Below are 15,355 nucleotides of genomic sequence, written 5' to 3' on the forward strand. Positions count from 1 at the left end.
ATGTCTGATCAGTCGATGCCGGAAACGCTTGTTAACCCTGGCTGTAGCGGTGCACAGTTTATCGAGGACAAACGGATGACAGGGATCGGACCACGGCTGAAAAAGGAACGTTTGCGCCTCAAGCTTTCGCAAAGCGCACTGGGCGCGATAGGTGGCGTGGAAACCAACGCTCAGGGCAATTACGAGAACGGCGTCCGCTCTCCCCGTGCGGATTATCTGTCCAGCATTTCGAATGCCGGCGTTGATGTGGCCTATGTGGTCACCGGCCTCAGCGCTACGCATAACGTCCCCACTGTCATAACGTCGGACAGCCCCAGCTGCGCCCCGCTCAACCGCGTCGTCGAACGCTTGCACGGCAACCTGCACGACGTGACCCAGAACCTTTACCTGTTCACCCGCCTGATCGAATCGAATCCAGGCGTTGGCAATGTGGACAGCAATCAGCTGGAAAACATCAAGAACGACGCCGAAGCGATCACCGTCGCCACCGTTCGGCTGATCTATATGACGTCACGAATCAAGTAACGCGCAAGTATCGCGTGCCGCCAAGGCTGCTCATTGCGCCGCAAACGCCTTGTCCCTTAGTTTCTCCATCACCAACGCAATAAATGCCGACACCGCTGGCGGCAGATGTTGCCGACTGGGGTAAAGCACATGCAAACCATGGCTGGTGCGCTGGTACTGCGCCAGTACCGGCACCAGTCGGCCATCCCGCAGATCCGAGCGGATCAGCGTCGCTGGCAACAACGCGATACCGAGCCCGGCAAGGGTCGCCTTGCGCAACGCCTGCGCGGTGTTGGCATTGAACCGGCTGGCAATGTGCACCTCATGCATCTTCGCGTCCGGCCCGAGCAACCGCCAGGCTGTGACGCCACCGCGATGCGCTGCGCTGACACAATAATGGCTGTGCAGGCTCTGCAGGGAATCAGGCATGCCGTAAGCGGCAATATAAGTCGGACTGGCGACCATCGTGTCATGGCTTTCATCGATCAATTGCCGCCCAACGTATCCCGAGTCCTGCAAGGGGCCGCCCCGAAAGGCGATGTCCAGCCGGTCAGCGATCAGGTCGGCGTGATCATCACTGAGCACGAACTCCAGTTGAACGCGCGGGTAGCGGGCAAGAAAACCGGCCACCCAGTCCATCGAGAAAAAGTCGAAGAAATCAGCCATCGCTGCGATGCGTACCAGACCACCCGGCTCATCACGCCCTGAAGCAAGCTGTTCTGCGGCCTCCATCACTCCGTCGACCGCACCGACGCAGCGGCCGTAGAAATCCTCTCCAGCCTGAGTGAGCACCAGCTTACGCGTCGATCGCTGCAACAGGCGAGTGTCCAGCTGCATTTCCAGTTGCTGAACCCTGCGGCTGATCGTATTGGAAGGCATGCCCAAGTGCCTTGCTGCCTGGGCAAAACTGCCGCTGCGCACCACCTGCACAAACAGGGCAACGTCATTGAGATCGAACACCACGCACGGATTCCTTCAATTTATGGATCAGTCCAAGCCAACTATACCGGCTAATCAAGCAATCCATTGACGCTTATTCTTGGCGCTCAGGCATCAAGACCCAGAGGAGAACGCCATGAACAGCATCGCCAGTATTCGGCCACGCGCCATTACCCATCGCACTACCGGCAAAACCCGCGGGCCGATCACCCGACTGGTGAGCCCGGGCGATCTGGGTCAATTGTTGAAGCCTTTCGTGTTTCTGGATCGAATCGGCTTCACGTCCGAGCCGGGGAAAACAGGATTCGGCATGCACCCGCATTCGGGTATCGCGACGCTGACCTACATGATCGAAGGCGAGCTCACCTATGAAGACACCACCGGCAAATCCGGAGTACTGCCCAGCGGCGGTGTGGAATGGATGAGCGCCGGCAATGGCGTCTGGCATGACGCTCAGCCAATCAGCGGTTCGGCAGTCAGGGGCTTTCAGCTATGGGTCGCACTGCCCGCCGCGCAGGAAAATGGCCCGGCACAAAGCGCATACCTGTCGGCAGCGCAGGTTGCGCAACAAGGCCCGGCAAACGTGCTTCTGGGACGCTATGGCAGCGCAAAAAGCAGCCTGCCGGCACCGGAAGGCATGAATTATCTGGCAGTACAGCTCAAGGATGGCGAGCACTGGCGCTATACACCACCCGCTGGCCATAGCGTGGGCTGGCTGGCAGTCCACACCGGACAGCTGGACGCAGGCGGCCCGATCGGCGCGGGTGAGCTGGTGATTTTCGAGGAATCGGATCGCCCCATCGACATCGTCGCCAAGGGTGATGCCCACTTCGTGCTGGGATCGGCAGTCAAGCACCCGCACGACCTGGTCACAGGCTACTACTCGGTACACACCAGCAAAGCCGCGCTGATTCAGGGCGAGCTGGAGATAGAACGCATTGGCGCACTGTTGCGCGAGGAAGGCAGGCTCTGATTAAGCAGCCTCCTGTTCGAGCCTTGGTGGCAGCGCTTTACCAGGCCGTATCTGTACGACCCGGGGCGCCGCTACCTGCCCTCGCCGCTGAGGGCTTTCATCGACTTTATCAATGCGCGCTGAGCCACAGGCAGCGTCAGCTCATCGCCACAACCGGACCCACGCCACGCCGAGCTGGCGCCGCCATGGCGAACAACTCATCGACGCGTCTGACTTCATCCGCACTCGGTTTGATGGCAACGGCACAGGCAACGAAGATGCCCGCATTGAAAATCAGACCGACGATGCCACTGGTCAACGAGCCCAGTGCCGGAATGTCATCCGGGTAGATCGTGGTCAGCACGATGGCGATCACGATCCCCACCAGCATGCCGGCAATCGCGCCCTGCTTGTTGCCATGACGACTGAACACGCCGAAAAACAGCGGCACGGCCAACTGGATGATGCCCTGATAGGAAATCTGCGCCAGCAATTGCAGGCGGGCATAGTCGAAGGTCAGGTAGGCCAGCAATGAGGCCGCCGCAATGAACACCACCATGCCGACCTTGGCGAGAATGGTCTTCTCGCGATCACTGCGCGGCTTGCTCCAGGTCGCCAGGTCATTGGCAAACTGCGTACCACACACCTGCACGCAGCCGTCGACATGACCGATACTGGCTGCCAGTACGATCATGATTGCCACGCCGAGCAGCCATGGCCCGCCGATGTCGAACAGGGACAGGAACCAGCCATGTTGCGGATGAGCCGCAACGCTCGGGTCCTGGCTGATCGCCGCGGCGAAGAGCATCAGAATCCCGTAGAAGCCGCCTACCAGCAGGATGGTCAGCAGCGTGCCCTTCTTCACCGAGCGCACGCCGCTGGCGGTGTAGATACGCTGAAAACTCATCGGCCAGCACATCGAGCCGATCACGCCGGTAAAGATCAGGCTGAACATGTACATCGGCCCATAGGTACTGCCTGCTCCGCCAGGAATCACCAGCATGCTGGCGGGCAACTGCGACAGGTTGCTGAACGACGCCTGCGCACCGAACAGCAGGAAGATGCACAGCGCAGCGCACAGTACGTAGGCGATCAAACCTTGATACATGTCGGTCATGATCAGGCCGCGCATGCCCATGCTCACCGTCCAGTACTGACGAATCAGGATCACCACCACCCCGACCAACAGGCAGGTGGTCACGCCCCAGCGGCCGAAGCTGGCGAACTGAAAAAGCGTCGCCAGGGCCTGAATCCCCATCACCACCCAGGGGAATACCGAGATGATGCCGATGATCGACGCAATGCGTTTGACCACGGGACTGTTGAAGCGCATCCCCAGCAAATCCGGTTGGGTGGTCAGGTTGAAGCGCTTGCCCCAGGTCCAGGCACGGTTGGCCATCAGGTACATCGCAGTCACGCCCAGCGTGGCGTAGACCATGCCGTAAAAGCCCAGCGCGCCACCGACCGACAAGGCGAAAAACGCTGTGAACGTTGCGCCCGGCCACCAGGAGTTGGTGTAGCACATGGCGATGAACCACGGCCCGTAAGAGCGGCCACCCACGGCGTAATCGGAAAAGCTCTCGCTCTTGCGGTTCGTCGCGTACAGCACCGCAATCATGCCCGCCAGAAATACACCGATGAGGCCGAAGGTGATGTAAAGATCCGAAACCGTAGTCGTACTGATCATTGCCCGTCCCCCTCTTGTGGAATTTCACCCAGCAGCGACTCGACCACGTAGAGCATCCACAGGCCCAGCCCCATGAGCACCGCGATCAGAATCCAGTAGAAGATCGGCAGCGGAATGCCGAGCACCAGCACGCTGCTGCCGCTGACTTTGAGGTAAAACGGCGGAAACAGCGCCATCATCAACAGCGCGAAGAAGTACAGGCCAAACACCAGATTCTTCAGGCGGCCGGGGGTAGAAAGAGACGGAACGTTACTCATGGAGTGCTCCTTGAATTTCAGGATCTGGCTATGGATAAGTGATCGGATAAAACTCAAGCAGTGAAAGAAACACGCGGTTACCCGCTACTTTTTTATTATTGAAGTACTTGTTTTACGTATTCGAAGGCTCACAGGACGAGATCGACTCAGACCTGCCGCAGCCAGGTTTCCCATTGCGAATCATTGATGATGCTGCGCGCCCGCATGTGCTTCCAGGTGCCGTACTTGTAAAAGTCGAAGTCCAGTTGCGACACCGCGTGCTGCACCATCGCCCAGGTCGACCATTTGATGTCGGCCAAGGCCTTGTTGAGCTTGATCCGCGCGACGGTCTGCGCGCTGACCTGGCCGAAGTAGTCCTCAATCAGCGCCAGCTCCATGTCGTCGCTGAAAAACATCTCGCCGAACCACAGCGCCAATTCGTAATGGCGGTCGTTGTTGGAGGCGTACTCGAAATCCACCAGGCGAATCTGGCGATCCGCATTAAGCATGAAGTTGCCTGCCAGCGTGTCGTTCATGCACGGCGCCAAGTCGATCCCGGAAGCCTGCAGCGCAGCCTTTGCGCGCTGATATTGCAGACACAGCCAGTCGTCATCCTGAGGCTTGATACCCTTGAGCTCGGCCACCTGGCTCTGGTGCTCGGTGATCATGTCGAACACGGTCTTGGTCTGTTGCAGCAGCGGCTGATCGTTGAACGCCTTGAGCCCGCGCAAGGCACTGTGGCGTATGTCGCGTTGCAGGAAGTCATGGTTGGACGACGCCCGCCAGCCCTCCATGAACTCGAACACCTCGACACCGAAGGCTTCGAGGAAAGCGAAAACCGGCGCGCCATACCCGGTTTGCGCAGCCTTCACACTGGCCTCGTGGGCGGTGTGACGGTCGATGAACATCTCTGTACCGACGCCTGGCACCTTGAAGAAATAAGCCGTGTCCGCACCCTCGACCTCGACCCGCCAGTTGGTATTGGAAATGCCGCCACTGACCGGCTCGTAGTCAACGCGGCGGCCTTGCCAGCTGTCGATGCTGCGCACGGCGGCTTCCAGTTGTCGTTCCTGGGTACTGACCGACTGCCCTAACGTTTTCATGCTCTACCCTCCTGAACCTGACGCATCCAGCCTTCCAGCCGCGGGTCCTGAACGCACTGTCGGCAGCGCAACAGCGTCCATTGCCCGACCTTGGAAAACTCCAGTGGCCGCGAGGACGTGGTACCGGCCCAAAGCCCCCACAATGTCCAGTACCAGTCGTTGATCAGCGCATACAGACGGCACACGGCGTAGTCGATTTCCAGGCATTGTCCGGCCCACGCGCTGATCCCCTCGCGCCACTGACGCTCGAACGAATAAAGCTCATTGAGGGTAATCGCCACGTCGTACCACGGGTCCATGCAGCCGCCGTAGTCAAAATCCACCAGACGCAACAGGCCTTCGCTGGACACCATGACGTTGCTGGACACACCGTCGCCGTGCAGCGGAACAGCCTGGCAGGCGCGGCTCTGCAGCGCCTGCCAGGCCATATCGACGCAACGGTCGATCCATTGATGCTCGGCAGGCAGCGCAACGTTATCGCGCTCGCACAAGGTGCGAAGACGCTCGATATCCGCCATCGGCGAGCGCACGGCATCAGGCACAGGTCCGGCATGCACCTGCCGCTTGAGTGCCCATAGCGCTGCAAGCCGACCGGGTGCGAGCAGATCGTCGAGCCGCGCAGCTCGCCAGTTCGAACCCAGGTCCTCGAAGATCAGCACGCCATTGGCCTGGTCTGCGCCAAGCAGACGCGGTGCCGCCGTGCTGCGGCCGGCACATTCGCTGGCTTGGGCTACCGTGTCGAAATCGATCAGTTGCGCCATGTCGGCATGCAGAACCTTGGCGTAGCAACCGCCCTGCGCGCTACTGACCCGAAAGCCTGCCCACTCGGTCGACAATCTCGAAGGCGAGGCCACGCCCTGCGTCACGTTCTCGATCTCGGCGTCCTCAGCGAACCCGCAAGGTGCCAGTGCGCTGCGCAGGCGTGTGGTCAGGTCGTCGGCATATGACATGCTCAGCCCCTCAATTAAATGACGCGGATGAGGTGCAAGCCCGATGCAACAGACCGGTCAGCATGCGCAAACCGTTGTGCATGTCCTGATCGCTGGTGTACTCGGCCTCATTATGAGAAACGCCATTGCTGCTGGGGATGAACAGCAGGCACACGGGATAGCGCCGGTTCAGACTGATCGCATCGTGACCGGCGACGGTCATGCTGTCGGTGGTCGACAAACCCAGCTCAGCGCCTACGCCATGCGCCAGTGCAGCGAACCCGTCATGCAGCCTGGCAGGCGAGCGCAAGACGCTGCCTTCCACTTCAAACGCGGTCATGGTCTTGTCGGCGATCGCGTGCAGCGTTGCATCCAGGCGTTCCGAGGCAGCACTCAGCAGATCGACGTCGCGGGAGCGGTACTCGATGAGCAGCGACACCCGCGAAGGCACGACGTTGGGCGAATTGGGGTAGACCTCGATACGTCCTACCGAACTGTGCATCTGCACGCCGTGCTGCAAGGCTTCGTCATGCACCGCAGTGATGGTGTGTGCAGCAGCCAGCAACGCATCCCGGCGCGCGGCCATGGGCGTGGGGCCGGTGTGATTCTGCTCGCCATCGAAACGCACTCGCCGTTTCAGCGCGGCCCAGGTCTCGCGCACTACGCCGATGGCCGTCTGGCTGCTTTCCAGGCCAGCACCCTGCTCGACATGAATCTCGACATACCCGGCAATGTTCACATCAACCTGATCGTTGCCCAGATACCCGATGGCCTGCAGGGCGTCCTTGAGACGGATGCCGTCACCATCGCGGCTTTCCCAGGCGTCGTTCAGCTTCAAGGCACCGGTGAACACGCCACTGCCGATCAGGCTCGGCTGAAAGCGCGCGCCCTCCTCGTTGGTCCAGTTGACGACCGCCAGATTACAGCGTGGGACTTCGCCACGCTCAAGCAATTGCCGCGTCAGACTGGACACCGCCACGGCGCCGGCAAGCACGCCGTATACGCCATCGAAACGCCCGGCACTCGGCTGGCTGTCCAGGTGCGAACCGCAGAGCAGATAAGGCGCGTCGGGATCAAAGGTCATGAGGCCAAACAGGTTGCCCACCGCATCGATACGGACTTCGAAGCCGTGCGCGTCGAGCCAGTCCCGAAACAGGTCGCGTACCTGACCGTCTTCGACCGAAGCCGCCAGCCGATGCAAACCACCGGCGGGTGTGGCACCGATCGCCGAGCTTTGCCGAAACAATGCTTCGAACGCTGCCAGATCAGCTGCGCCCGGCTCGATCAGTTCAGGAATAGAGGGTGTCGACATGATCTTTCTCCAGGCGTGTCGCAAACTCGTCGGATAGCGCGCGATTGGTGACCAGGGTCGTGATCGCGGCAAATGGCAGGGTGTTGATAAAGGTGCGATGACCGAACTTGCCATCGTCAGCCAGTACAACGCTGCGCGTGCAATGCCTGACCAGCGTTCTGCGCAACATGGCTTCTGGCTCCTGGTAATCCATCAGGCCGAAGTCCAGGTCAATGCCGCCGATGCCCATGAAGGCAATGTCGTAGTGAAACTGCCGGGCGAATTCCAGCGTATGGGGACCGATCAAGGCGTTGTCGGTGCGCCGTACATCACCGGGCGCAACCAGAACCTGATTGTCGCTCTGGTGCGATATCAGCTGGGCGATGTCCAGCGAATTGGTGATGATCTTCAACTGACTGAACCGGGTCAGTTGCTGGGCCAGCGCCAGCGTCGAGGTGCCGGTGTCGAGGAAGATGGCCATGCCTTCGCTGACCAGCTGCGCAGCACGCACGGCGATGCCCGCCTTGGCGCGAGGCTTGAGCCTGCTGCGCTCCTGCAACGGCAATTCTTCGCTGGACCTGGGCAGAATCGCGCCACCGTGAATGCGCCTTAACCTGCCCTCTTCCTCCAGATGCTTGAAGTCGCGGCGGATGGTCTCTTCGGAGACAAACAGCAATTGTGCAAGGTCCGACGCCTTGACCCGCTGCTGTTGAGCGAGCAGGCGCATGATTTCGTCCAGACGCGGCTGATTGAGCATGGGGGTGACATTCCGTTGCAAAGTGATGACTCCAGTGTCCGGGCCGTTGGCCCCCTGATCCGTGTGCGAGAGCGACATGTCTATTGCCCCGAAACCGGTGGCAGGTGCTGATCCCAGGGCGCAATGGCTTCTACAGCGGCACAGAACTGCAGCACCTGGGCATCGGCAAAGCGTGGACCTACGACTTGCAGGCCGATCGGCAACCCCTCGGAACTCCAGCCACAAGGCAGGTTGGCGGCCGGGTTGCCGGTGATGTTGAAAGGGTAAGTGAACGGCGTCCAGCGCGCCCACGGCACAGCGCCGTCCTGCCCGGCATAGCCCACGGGGGCGACATCGTCTGCGGCAAACGGCAGGATAGGCAGCGTGGGCATGAGCAGCAGATCGTAATCTTCAAACAGCGCGTGCACCTGATTGGCGAACGCCGCACGCTGTTGAAGAGCCTGCAAATAATCACTCAGGCTGTACTGGGCAGACCGCTTGATCAGATCGGCAAAGCCGGGATCGAGCTGGTCCAGTTTCTGCGCAAGCGCCTTGCCATAGGCAATACCGCGCCCGGCGACCCACAGGGTTTCGAAGGTCGCCAGCGGGTCATGCCAATCCGGTTTGAGTATGCTGACTGTGATGGGCAGCGACCTGGCGATATTGCCCACGGCGGCATCAACCGCTGCTGCGACTTGCGCATCGACCGGTGTGTCGAACAGCGTCGGGCAGAACCCGATGCGCAAGGGTTTCAGCGGCTGGTCGCAACGGGCCAGAAAGGACTCGTCGGGGGCTGGCAGCGCCTGATGATCCAGTGGATCGGGGCCCGACAGAATGTCGAACAGCAATGCGCTGTCGCGCACGGTGCGGGTGATCGGTCCGGCATGACTGAGCATCTCGGTGGCCGACCAGGGCCAGGTGGGAATACGGCCCAGCGTGCCCTTGAGGGCAAATGCGCCACAGAACGAGCCCGGAATACGTACCGAGCCGCCGCCGTCGGAGCCCAGTGCGGCTGGCACCATTCGCGCCGCCACGGCAATGGCCGAACCGGAGCTGGAGCCGCCGCTGGTGAGGTTCGGGTCCCACGGGTTGCGCCCGTTGCCGAACACCCGCGACGTACTGGCGCCCGTCCAGCCGAACTCGGTGGTCGCTGTCTTGCCGAGAATGATCGCGCCAGCGTTCTTCAGGCGACGAATGATCGGCGCGTCCTGGGTCGGCACCGAGTCCAGAGCGGTCAACGACCCCCGGGTGGTGCGCAGCCCTGCGGTGGAAAAGAGATCCTTGATGCCAAAGGGTACGCCGTGCAGCGGCCCGCGCACATCACCGCGCTGCAGTTCGGCTGTCATGCCTGCGGCCTGTTCAAGCGCCGCCTCGGCATACACATCACCAAATGCATTCAGTGTGGAATTGTGGGTTTCAATCGCTGAAAGGCACAACTCGGTCAAGCGTATCGGCGTCAGGCCCCCTTCGCGAACAAGCGTGGCAGCCTCGATTACGGTAGGCATGGAAGATGGCTTGGACTCAATCAAAGCAGATACCTCTCAGACACTTATGCGCAACGCACGGCACCAACGGCTGTCGGGGCATTACATTCAGCAGGCTCTGATGAGTCAAGTGGGTTTTGTTGGATATATTGAATTTGTGGTTTTAAATTTTGTAACAGCACCGTCACGGTGCCAAAAAACGCGCAAAGCGCTGCCTCGCCCAATTGCGGTGCGCGATTAAAACCAGAAAAGAAGGGGAAAGTCGGCGGGAAAGGACTGCGCCTGTCAGCGACGCAGTCCTGTCATTGAGGTCGGTCTTTCAGATCAGCGATCAGACCGCCAGATCGTGGGCATGGAACTCGGTGACGCCAACCAGCTGGATTTCAAAGTCCGCATGCAGGTCAGCGTTGACGTTGCCGGACAGCACATGATCAGCGAAACGCAGCTGGCCAGCGCCAGTGAACTCGCCGCTGCCGATGAAGCTGAAAGCATCGAGGGCCTTGGTGTCCACGTTGGCATCCATTTTCAGGAAGCTCAGTTTGTCGCCTTGCTGGCTATTGAAGTCGGTGATCACGTCGCTGTTGTGGCCTTTGCCCATTTCCGACAGATCGTTGAACACGAAACGGTCAGCACCGCTACCACCAGTCATGATATCGGCGCCCTGACCGCCCACCAGTTTGTCATTGCCGGCACCGCCGAACAGAACGTTGTCCGCATCATTACCGGTCAGGGTGTTGTTGCGGTCATTGCCCAGCACGGTGAATGCACCCTCGCCTTTGAGATGCACATTCTCGAAGTTCGCCAGCGTCCCGGCATTGAGGTTGATCACCTGTGCAATGGGCGAGGTATTGTCGTAAGTGATCTTCAGCGTATCGACGCCTTGATCGGCCTTTTCCTGAACAAGGTCCAGTTCGCCGACCTGATCGATGACGTAGGTATCGTTGCCCAGTCCGCCGATCATGGTATCCAGACCACCGCGGCCATTGAGCACGTTATCCAGATCGTTGCCGATCAACGTGTCATTGAAGGCAGAACCTATGGCGTTTTCGATGTGCGCACCGTAGGCAATCGCCAATCCGGAATTCATCAGCGTGGGTGCGTCAGGGTTCGCGTTGTAATCGAGAAACGCCTTGCCGATAGTGCTGAACTCACCCTCGTTGAGGTTGATTTTCACCGAAGCTTCCTGATTGCTGGCATCGATGGTGTCTTTGCCGCCAGCGTCCCAGATGGTCTCGAATACCGATTGCCCGGGCGCCCACTTATAGACGTCGTCGCCAGTGTGATAGTGGGTGTTGGCACCGTATATAAACTGCATGGCCGCGACATCGAGCAGCATCGGCGTGGTGGGCTTGAAGCTGTAATTGTTGGTGTAGCTCATGATGGTGTAACGCGCATCTTCGAACTTGGCATCGAGCAGGACATCGTTGTACTGCGAGCCTTCGAACGAATGCTTCAAGCCCAGTGCATGACCGGTTTCATGCATGAACGTGAGGTAATCGTCCGTGCCCTTGGCTGGATCGGCCGCGTTGACGTTCGGTCCGATCCAGACATCGCCGGAGCGGCCCAGCGTGCCCGGCGCGTAAGCCTGGCCAAACTCGGTGCCTTGCAGGCCCTTGAAGCCGCCGAAGCGAATGTCTCCGACATTATCGGGGGTGTCCTGAACCTCGGTGAACTTGATATCAGCCACAGCGCTCCAGGCATCCAGTGCGCTTTTTGCGGCTGCCGCCTGGGCGTCGGTCAGCGAATAGGCATCGCCGGGTTCCTGAGAGCGACTGTAGTCAGTGGCATAGACAGAGTCGGCCCGATGAAAACTGTAAGTCAGATGGGTACCGGAAGAATCCCCGAGCCAGAATGGCCCCCATAGCAGACTGGTAACTCGGTCGTCGGCAGCCCCCTCGGGCAAGAGTTCGGCAGGACTTGATTCATTTGGGCCGGGCATCGGCGTTGCTCCTGAAGAATACAGACGTTAGTGATAGGCCAACGATCTTTGCCAGCGCAAAAACCGAACAGCAGTTTATTACACAGCACACATAATATGGACATAATAAGTTACAAAAATAGCGTTCAGAACGGCCGGTTCATTACTCTCAATACCTGCCAACTTCTTATGACGAGTGAACTTTAACTTCTATTACAAGTGCCATTTAATGGCGCGTCGCCATATAGGTTTCTTAGCACCAGCCAAGACAGTAAGAAGTGACTGCTTCGAGGGTATTCGAACACGATCGGAACGCCCTTCGATTGCGCAGGATTGCTTCACTGCGTGTCGAGGGGGGAGGCTGAATAAAGGGGACATCGTTCAAACCTGCGCACGCCGAGCTGATTTATGCGGCGTATACCTTGCTGCACTCTATGGATCATAGGCATCATAAGACCCAATTTCATCCGATCGCGGTGCGCCCCATGACCCACCACCCTGCGCCACTCCCCGCCAGCGAGGAAGAACGAGTCCTGTCTCTTGAGCATCTCAAGATACTGGACAGTGCTCCCGAGCAAGACTTCGACGACATTGTGCTGCTCGCCACCACATTGTGCGACGCGCCCATCGCGCTGGTTTCGCTGGTTGACCGAGAGCGCCAGTGGTTCAAGGCCTGCATCGGCCTGGACGTGCAGGAGACGCATCGCGACCTGGCATTCTGCGCCCACGCCATCCTGCAGCCTTCCGATGTGCTGGTGGTGGAAGACGCAACCACTGACCCTCGCTTCAGAGAGAGTCCGCTGGTGCTCGGGCCTCCCTACATCCGTTTTTATGCAGGTGCGCCGATTCGTACCGAGGCCGGTCATGCGCTGGGCACCGTCTGCGTGATCGACATCTGGCCGCGCGTACTGAGCGAACAGCAACGTCGTGCCCTGCTGGCACTGGCGCGGCAAACCGCAGCCCTGATGCAATACCGCCTGGTCTCGGAGCAACGTGACCAGCACGCCGCCGAACTGGCGCTGGGGCTCGAAAGCGCACAGAGCCAAAGCCTGGCTCTGGAGCGCAATTTGCGCCAGTCGCAACGGGTGTCTTCGCTGGGCATGCTCACGGCAAGCATCGCTCATGACTTCAACAACCTGCTCCAGGCACTGAGTGCCAGCCTGCAACTGATCCGCATGCGCTCACGCCGCCCTACCGACGTCGAGACGCTCAGCGATACCGGACTGCGAGCAGTGGATCACGGTCGCCACCTGGTGACTCGCCTGCTCAACAGCGTTCGCCATGACGGTCCCGAACTGATCTGCATCGATGTCAGCGAACGGATCGATGCCGCGCGTGACCTTCTGTTGCGTTCGGCAGGCGACACGCTGGACCTTTCATTCGACCTGTCCGCCCGAGGCTGGGGCGTGTTGTGCGCAGAAGCGCAATTGCATACCACCTTATTGAATCTGCTGAGCAATGCGCGTGATGCAATTTCAGGCCCTGGCAAGGTGCATATCTCGACCCGGCTGGAGTCCATCAAGGAAGACCCGCAATTCCCGGAAGGCGATTATCTGGTACTCAGCGTGAACGATAACGGGCCTGGCATGACAGCCGAGCTCAAGGAGCAGATCTTCGAACCGTTCTTCACAACCAGAAGTGCCGACCCGGGTGCCGGGCTCGGCCTTGTTCAGGTGCAGGAGTTCGCGGTAAATGCCGGCGGAGGCGCACGCGTCGAAACAGCACCGGGAAGCGGTACTACGGTGCATCTCTATTTGAGAATACTGGGGCCGATCAGTGCAACCAACGCGCCAGCCCATATAACCGAACATTAACAACAGCTCATCGCCAGCGAGGCGTGGTTACTTCAGGCACGCTTTGAATTAAAAGGGCCGAACATTCAATGTTCGGCCCTTTTAATTTTATAACCTGCTTCATCATTAACGTCGGGTGTTTCATGGCCAATGGCTTCTTATGACCGCGTTGACCAACGGCTCAGCGTCAACCCGTAACAACAGCGCATGAAAATCCGGTCGGGCGTTATGCAGGTGCTCCCGGGCGCCACTCCATCGCGTCACGACAGAGGCCAGAATCTCCACTGCGCCGGGTGAATCGCAACGCCAAACCCCGGCATCAGCAAACAGGTCGGCAAACGTCTCCCAGTTTTGATGCAACCGCCTCCGGGCGCCCGCTTCGAGCAGCCTCTCCAGCCCATCGTCGGCACTCGTCAGCCAGCGCTGCGGGTAATCAATGATCCCGATGGCGGCATAGCAGTTGGCTGCCATGTAAACCAGCGCGCGAAGCGCTTGAGCACGCTGCGCGGAATCGCCAGGCAGAAGCCCGGAACCTGGGTACTCCAGGCCCAGATGGATCAGGATCGCAGCACTTTCAGTGAGTACCGAGCCATCGGCGAGCACCAACGTGGGAACTTGCATCAGCGGGTTGACCCGCCTCAACGCCTCCTTGCCTGGCCCCTCCTCCCATCCACAGGCGTTGCACACTGTAAAAGGTACCGAGCAGCGCTGAAGCGCTATCTCGATAGCCGCTGAACCCGAACGTTCCGTGCCGAAAAGCGTGTACATGCCAGTGCTCCTTGCCAGGTGCTGCAGGCTCGCTCCGTACAGTCATACTGATGGAGGAGCAAACAAATGGGCGTGCATGAAATCAATGAAGACTCGCAGGCGCAGCGAAAGATGCTTGCTGGACGGCCAGAGCAATCTGAACGTTCCGGTGTGCACCGTGTAATCAGCCAGGACAGGTATCAGCTCGCCGTCGCGGACGGCCGATGAAATCATGAAGTCCGGCAGACAGGCAATGCCCAACCCGGCCCGCGCAACGTCCACCAGAATCTCGGTGGTGTTACACACCATGGCCTGAGGTAACTCAAGATCATCGACGCCTGGCTCACGACGCAGCGGCCAGTGTTCGAACTTTCCCGAGGAGGGAAACTTGTGCAACAGGCAGGCGTGCTGACTCAGGTCGCCAGGATGCCGGGGTATACCATGCCGGGCAAAATAGTCCGGAGCGCCGACAATGCGCAATTGGAAGCTGCCCATCCGCTTCGACATCAGGCCCGAGTCGACGGGATCTCCGGTGCGTAACACGACATCGAAGCCCTCCTCGATGATATCGACCATCCGGTCCGAGAAATCGATATCCAGTTCGATATCGGGGTAGGTGCGCATGAAGTCGATGATCACCGGCATGACCAGTCCGCTGACCAACGGCAGACTGATCCGCAACCTGCCCCTGGGCAGATCCCTGGCATTGATCAACTCCATTTCCGCCGCTTCCAGCTCCGACAGAATGCGTCGGCAACGCTCCAGGAATATCGAGCCTTCCAGCGTCAGGGCGATACTGCGCGTACTGCGATGAAAAAGCCGAACGCCGAGGCTCTCCTCCATACGGCCAATGCTCTTGCCGATACCCGACGAAGAGATGCCCAGGCGTTTTCCGGCCTGGGTGAAACTCCGTGTTTCGGCAACCAGAACGAACACGGCAATGCTTCCGAGCGATTCCAATACCCACTCCTATTCAGGACAACCCTGTCCTATACGTTCGGAACATAAGCCTGTTTTTGTTTGCGGGCGCAACCCC

At 59.6% G+C, this 15,355-nt stretch carries 14 protein-coding genes and 1 pseudogene; 4 read left to right on the forward strand and 11 right to left on the reverse strand.

The window, feature by feature from the left end:
* Positions 1–75: 75 nt before the first annotated feature.
* Entirely contained in the window at positions 76–525 is a 450-nt protein-coding gene (locus BT119_RS14110; RefSeq protein WP_054081032.1) for a helix-turn-helix domain-containing protein, read from the forward strand.
* 30 nt (positions 526–555) lie between these two features.
* Here the strand turns inward: BT119_RS14110 and BT119_RS14115 are convergent, their stop codons facing one another.
* Positions 556–1,467: a LysR family transcriptional regulator gene (locus BT119_RS14115; RefSeq protein ID WP_004413849.1), complete on the reverse strand. Its 912-nt coding sequence runs from the start codon at positions 1,465–1,467 to the stop codon at positions 556–558.
* A 112-nt stretch (positions 1,468–1,579) separates the two neighbouring features.
* Between BT119_RS14115 and BT119_RS14120 the strand changes: the two genes are divergently transcribed.
* Entirely contained in the window at positions 1,580–2,416 is an 837-nt protein-coding gene (locus BT119_RS14120) for a pirin family protein (RefSeq protein ID WP_003364601.1), read from the forward strand.
* 12 nt (positions 2,417–2,428) lie between these two features.
* A pseudogene (locus BT119_RS14125) lies at positions 2,429–2,539 on the forward strand (LysR family transcriptional regulator); the annotation flags it as partial.
* A gap of 13 nt (positions 2,540–2,552) precedes the next feature.
* Here BT119_RS14125 and BT119_RS14130 read toward each other — a convergent pair.
* The 8 genes from BT119_RS14130 to BT119_RS14165 all read right to left on the reverse strand — a co-directional run bounded on the left by BT119_RS14130 (position 2,553) and on the right by BT119_RS14165 (position 11,800).
* Positions 2,553–4,082 (reverse strand): sodium:solute symporter family protein, encoded by a 1,530-nt coding sequence (locus BT119_RS14130; protein WP_072366107.1) that lies wholly within the window; start codon positions 4,080–4,082, stop codon positions 2,553–2,555.
* A complete protein-coding gene (locus tag BT119_RS14135) occupies positions 4,079–4,339 on the reverse strand; it encodes a hypothetical protein (RefSeq protein WP_003364607.1) in 261 nt (86 codons plus the stop codon). Before BT119_RS14135 ends, BT119_RS14130 begins: the two co-directional genes overlap by 4 nt.
* Before the next feature lie 146 nt (positions 4,340–4,485).
* Positions 4,486–5,421 carry a choline kinase family protein gene (locus tag BT119_RS14140; protein WP_003364609.1) on the reverse strand — a complete coding sequence of 312 codons (936 nt, stop codon included), beginning with the start codon at positions 5,419–5,421 and terminating at the stop codon, positions 4,486–4,488.
* The gene (locus tag BT119_RS14145; protein ID WP_004413853.1) at positions 5,418–6,371 is read right to left on the reverse strand and encodes a phosphotransferase family protein; all 954 of its coding nucleotides are present in this window, start codon (positions 6,369–6,371) and stop codon (positions 5,418–5,420) included. Before BT119_RS14145 ends, BT119_RS14140 begins: the two co-directional genes overlap by 4 nt.
* Before the next feature lie 10 nt (positions 6,372–6,381).
* Entirely contained in the window at positions 6,382–7,662 is a 1,281-nt protein-coding gene (locus tag BT119_RS14150) for a Zn-dependent hydrolase (RefSeq protein ID WP_072366109.1), read from the reverse strand.
* Positions 7,640–8,398: a DeoR/GlpR family DNA-binding transcription regulator gene (locus BT119_RS14155; RefSeq protein WP_003364616.1), complete on the reverse strand. Its 759-nt coding sequence runs from the start codon at positions 8,396–8,398 to the stop codon at positions 7,640–7,642. The genes BT119_RS14150 and BT119_RS14155 overlap by 23 nt, the downstream gene beginning before the upstream one ends.
* A gap of 80 nt (positions 8,399–8,478) precedes the next feature.
* Positions 8,479–9,882, reverse strand: coding sequence for an amidase (locus BT119_RS14160; protein WP_072366111.1), 1,404 nt, complete (start codon positions 9,880–9,882; stop codon positions 8,479–8,481).
* A gap of 310 nt (positions 9,883–10,192) precedes the next feature.
* Positions 10,193–11,800 (reverse strand): M10 family metallopeptidase, encoded by a 1,608-nt coding sequence (locus BT119_RS14165; protein WP_058396282.1) that lies wholly within the window; start codon positions 11,798–11,800, stop codon positions 10,193–10,195.
* Between the two features lie 464 nt (positions 11,801–12,264).
* On the opposite strand from BT119_RS14165, the gene BT119_RS14170 reads away from it, so the two are divergent.
* A complete protein-coding gene (locus BT119_RS14170; protein ID WP_058417390.1) occupies positions 12,265–13,593 on the forward strand; it encodes a sensor histidine kinase in 1,329 nt (442 codons plus the stop codon).
* Between the two features lie 120 nt (positions 13,594–13,713).
* Here BT119_RS14170 and BT119_RS14175 read toward each other — a convergent pair whose 3' ends face one another.
* Both BT119_RS14175 and BT119_RS14180 read right to left on the reverse strand, forming a co-directional pair.
* Positions 13,714–14,340 (reverse strand): glutathione S-transferase N-terminal domain-containing protein, encoded by a 627-nt coding sequence (locus BT119_RS14175; protein WP_072366113.1) that lies wholly within the window; start codon positions 14,338–14,340, stop codon positions 13,714–13,716.
* Between the two features lie 42 nt (positions 14,341–14,382).
* Complete coding sequence (locus BT119_RS14180; RefSeq protein WP_058396283.1) at positions 14,383–15,279, reverse strand: LysR family transcriptional regulator; 897 nt, start codon at positions 15,277–15,279, stop codon at positions 14,383–14,385.
* Positions 15,280–15,355: the final 76 nt, after the last annotated feature.

Source organism: Pseudomonas sp. NFACC10-1 (genome assembly GCF_900119195.1).
GTDB lineage: Bacteria > Pseudomonadota > Gammaproteobacteria > Pseudomonadales > Pseudomonadaceae > Aquipseudomonas > Aquipseudomonas cerasi.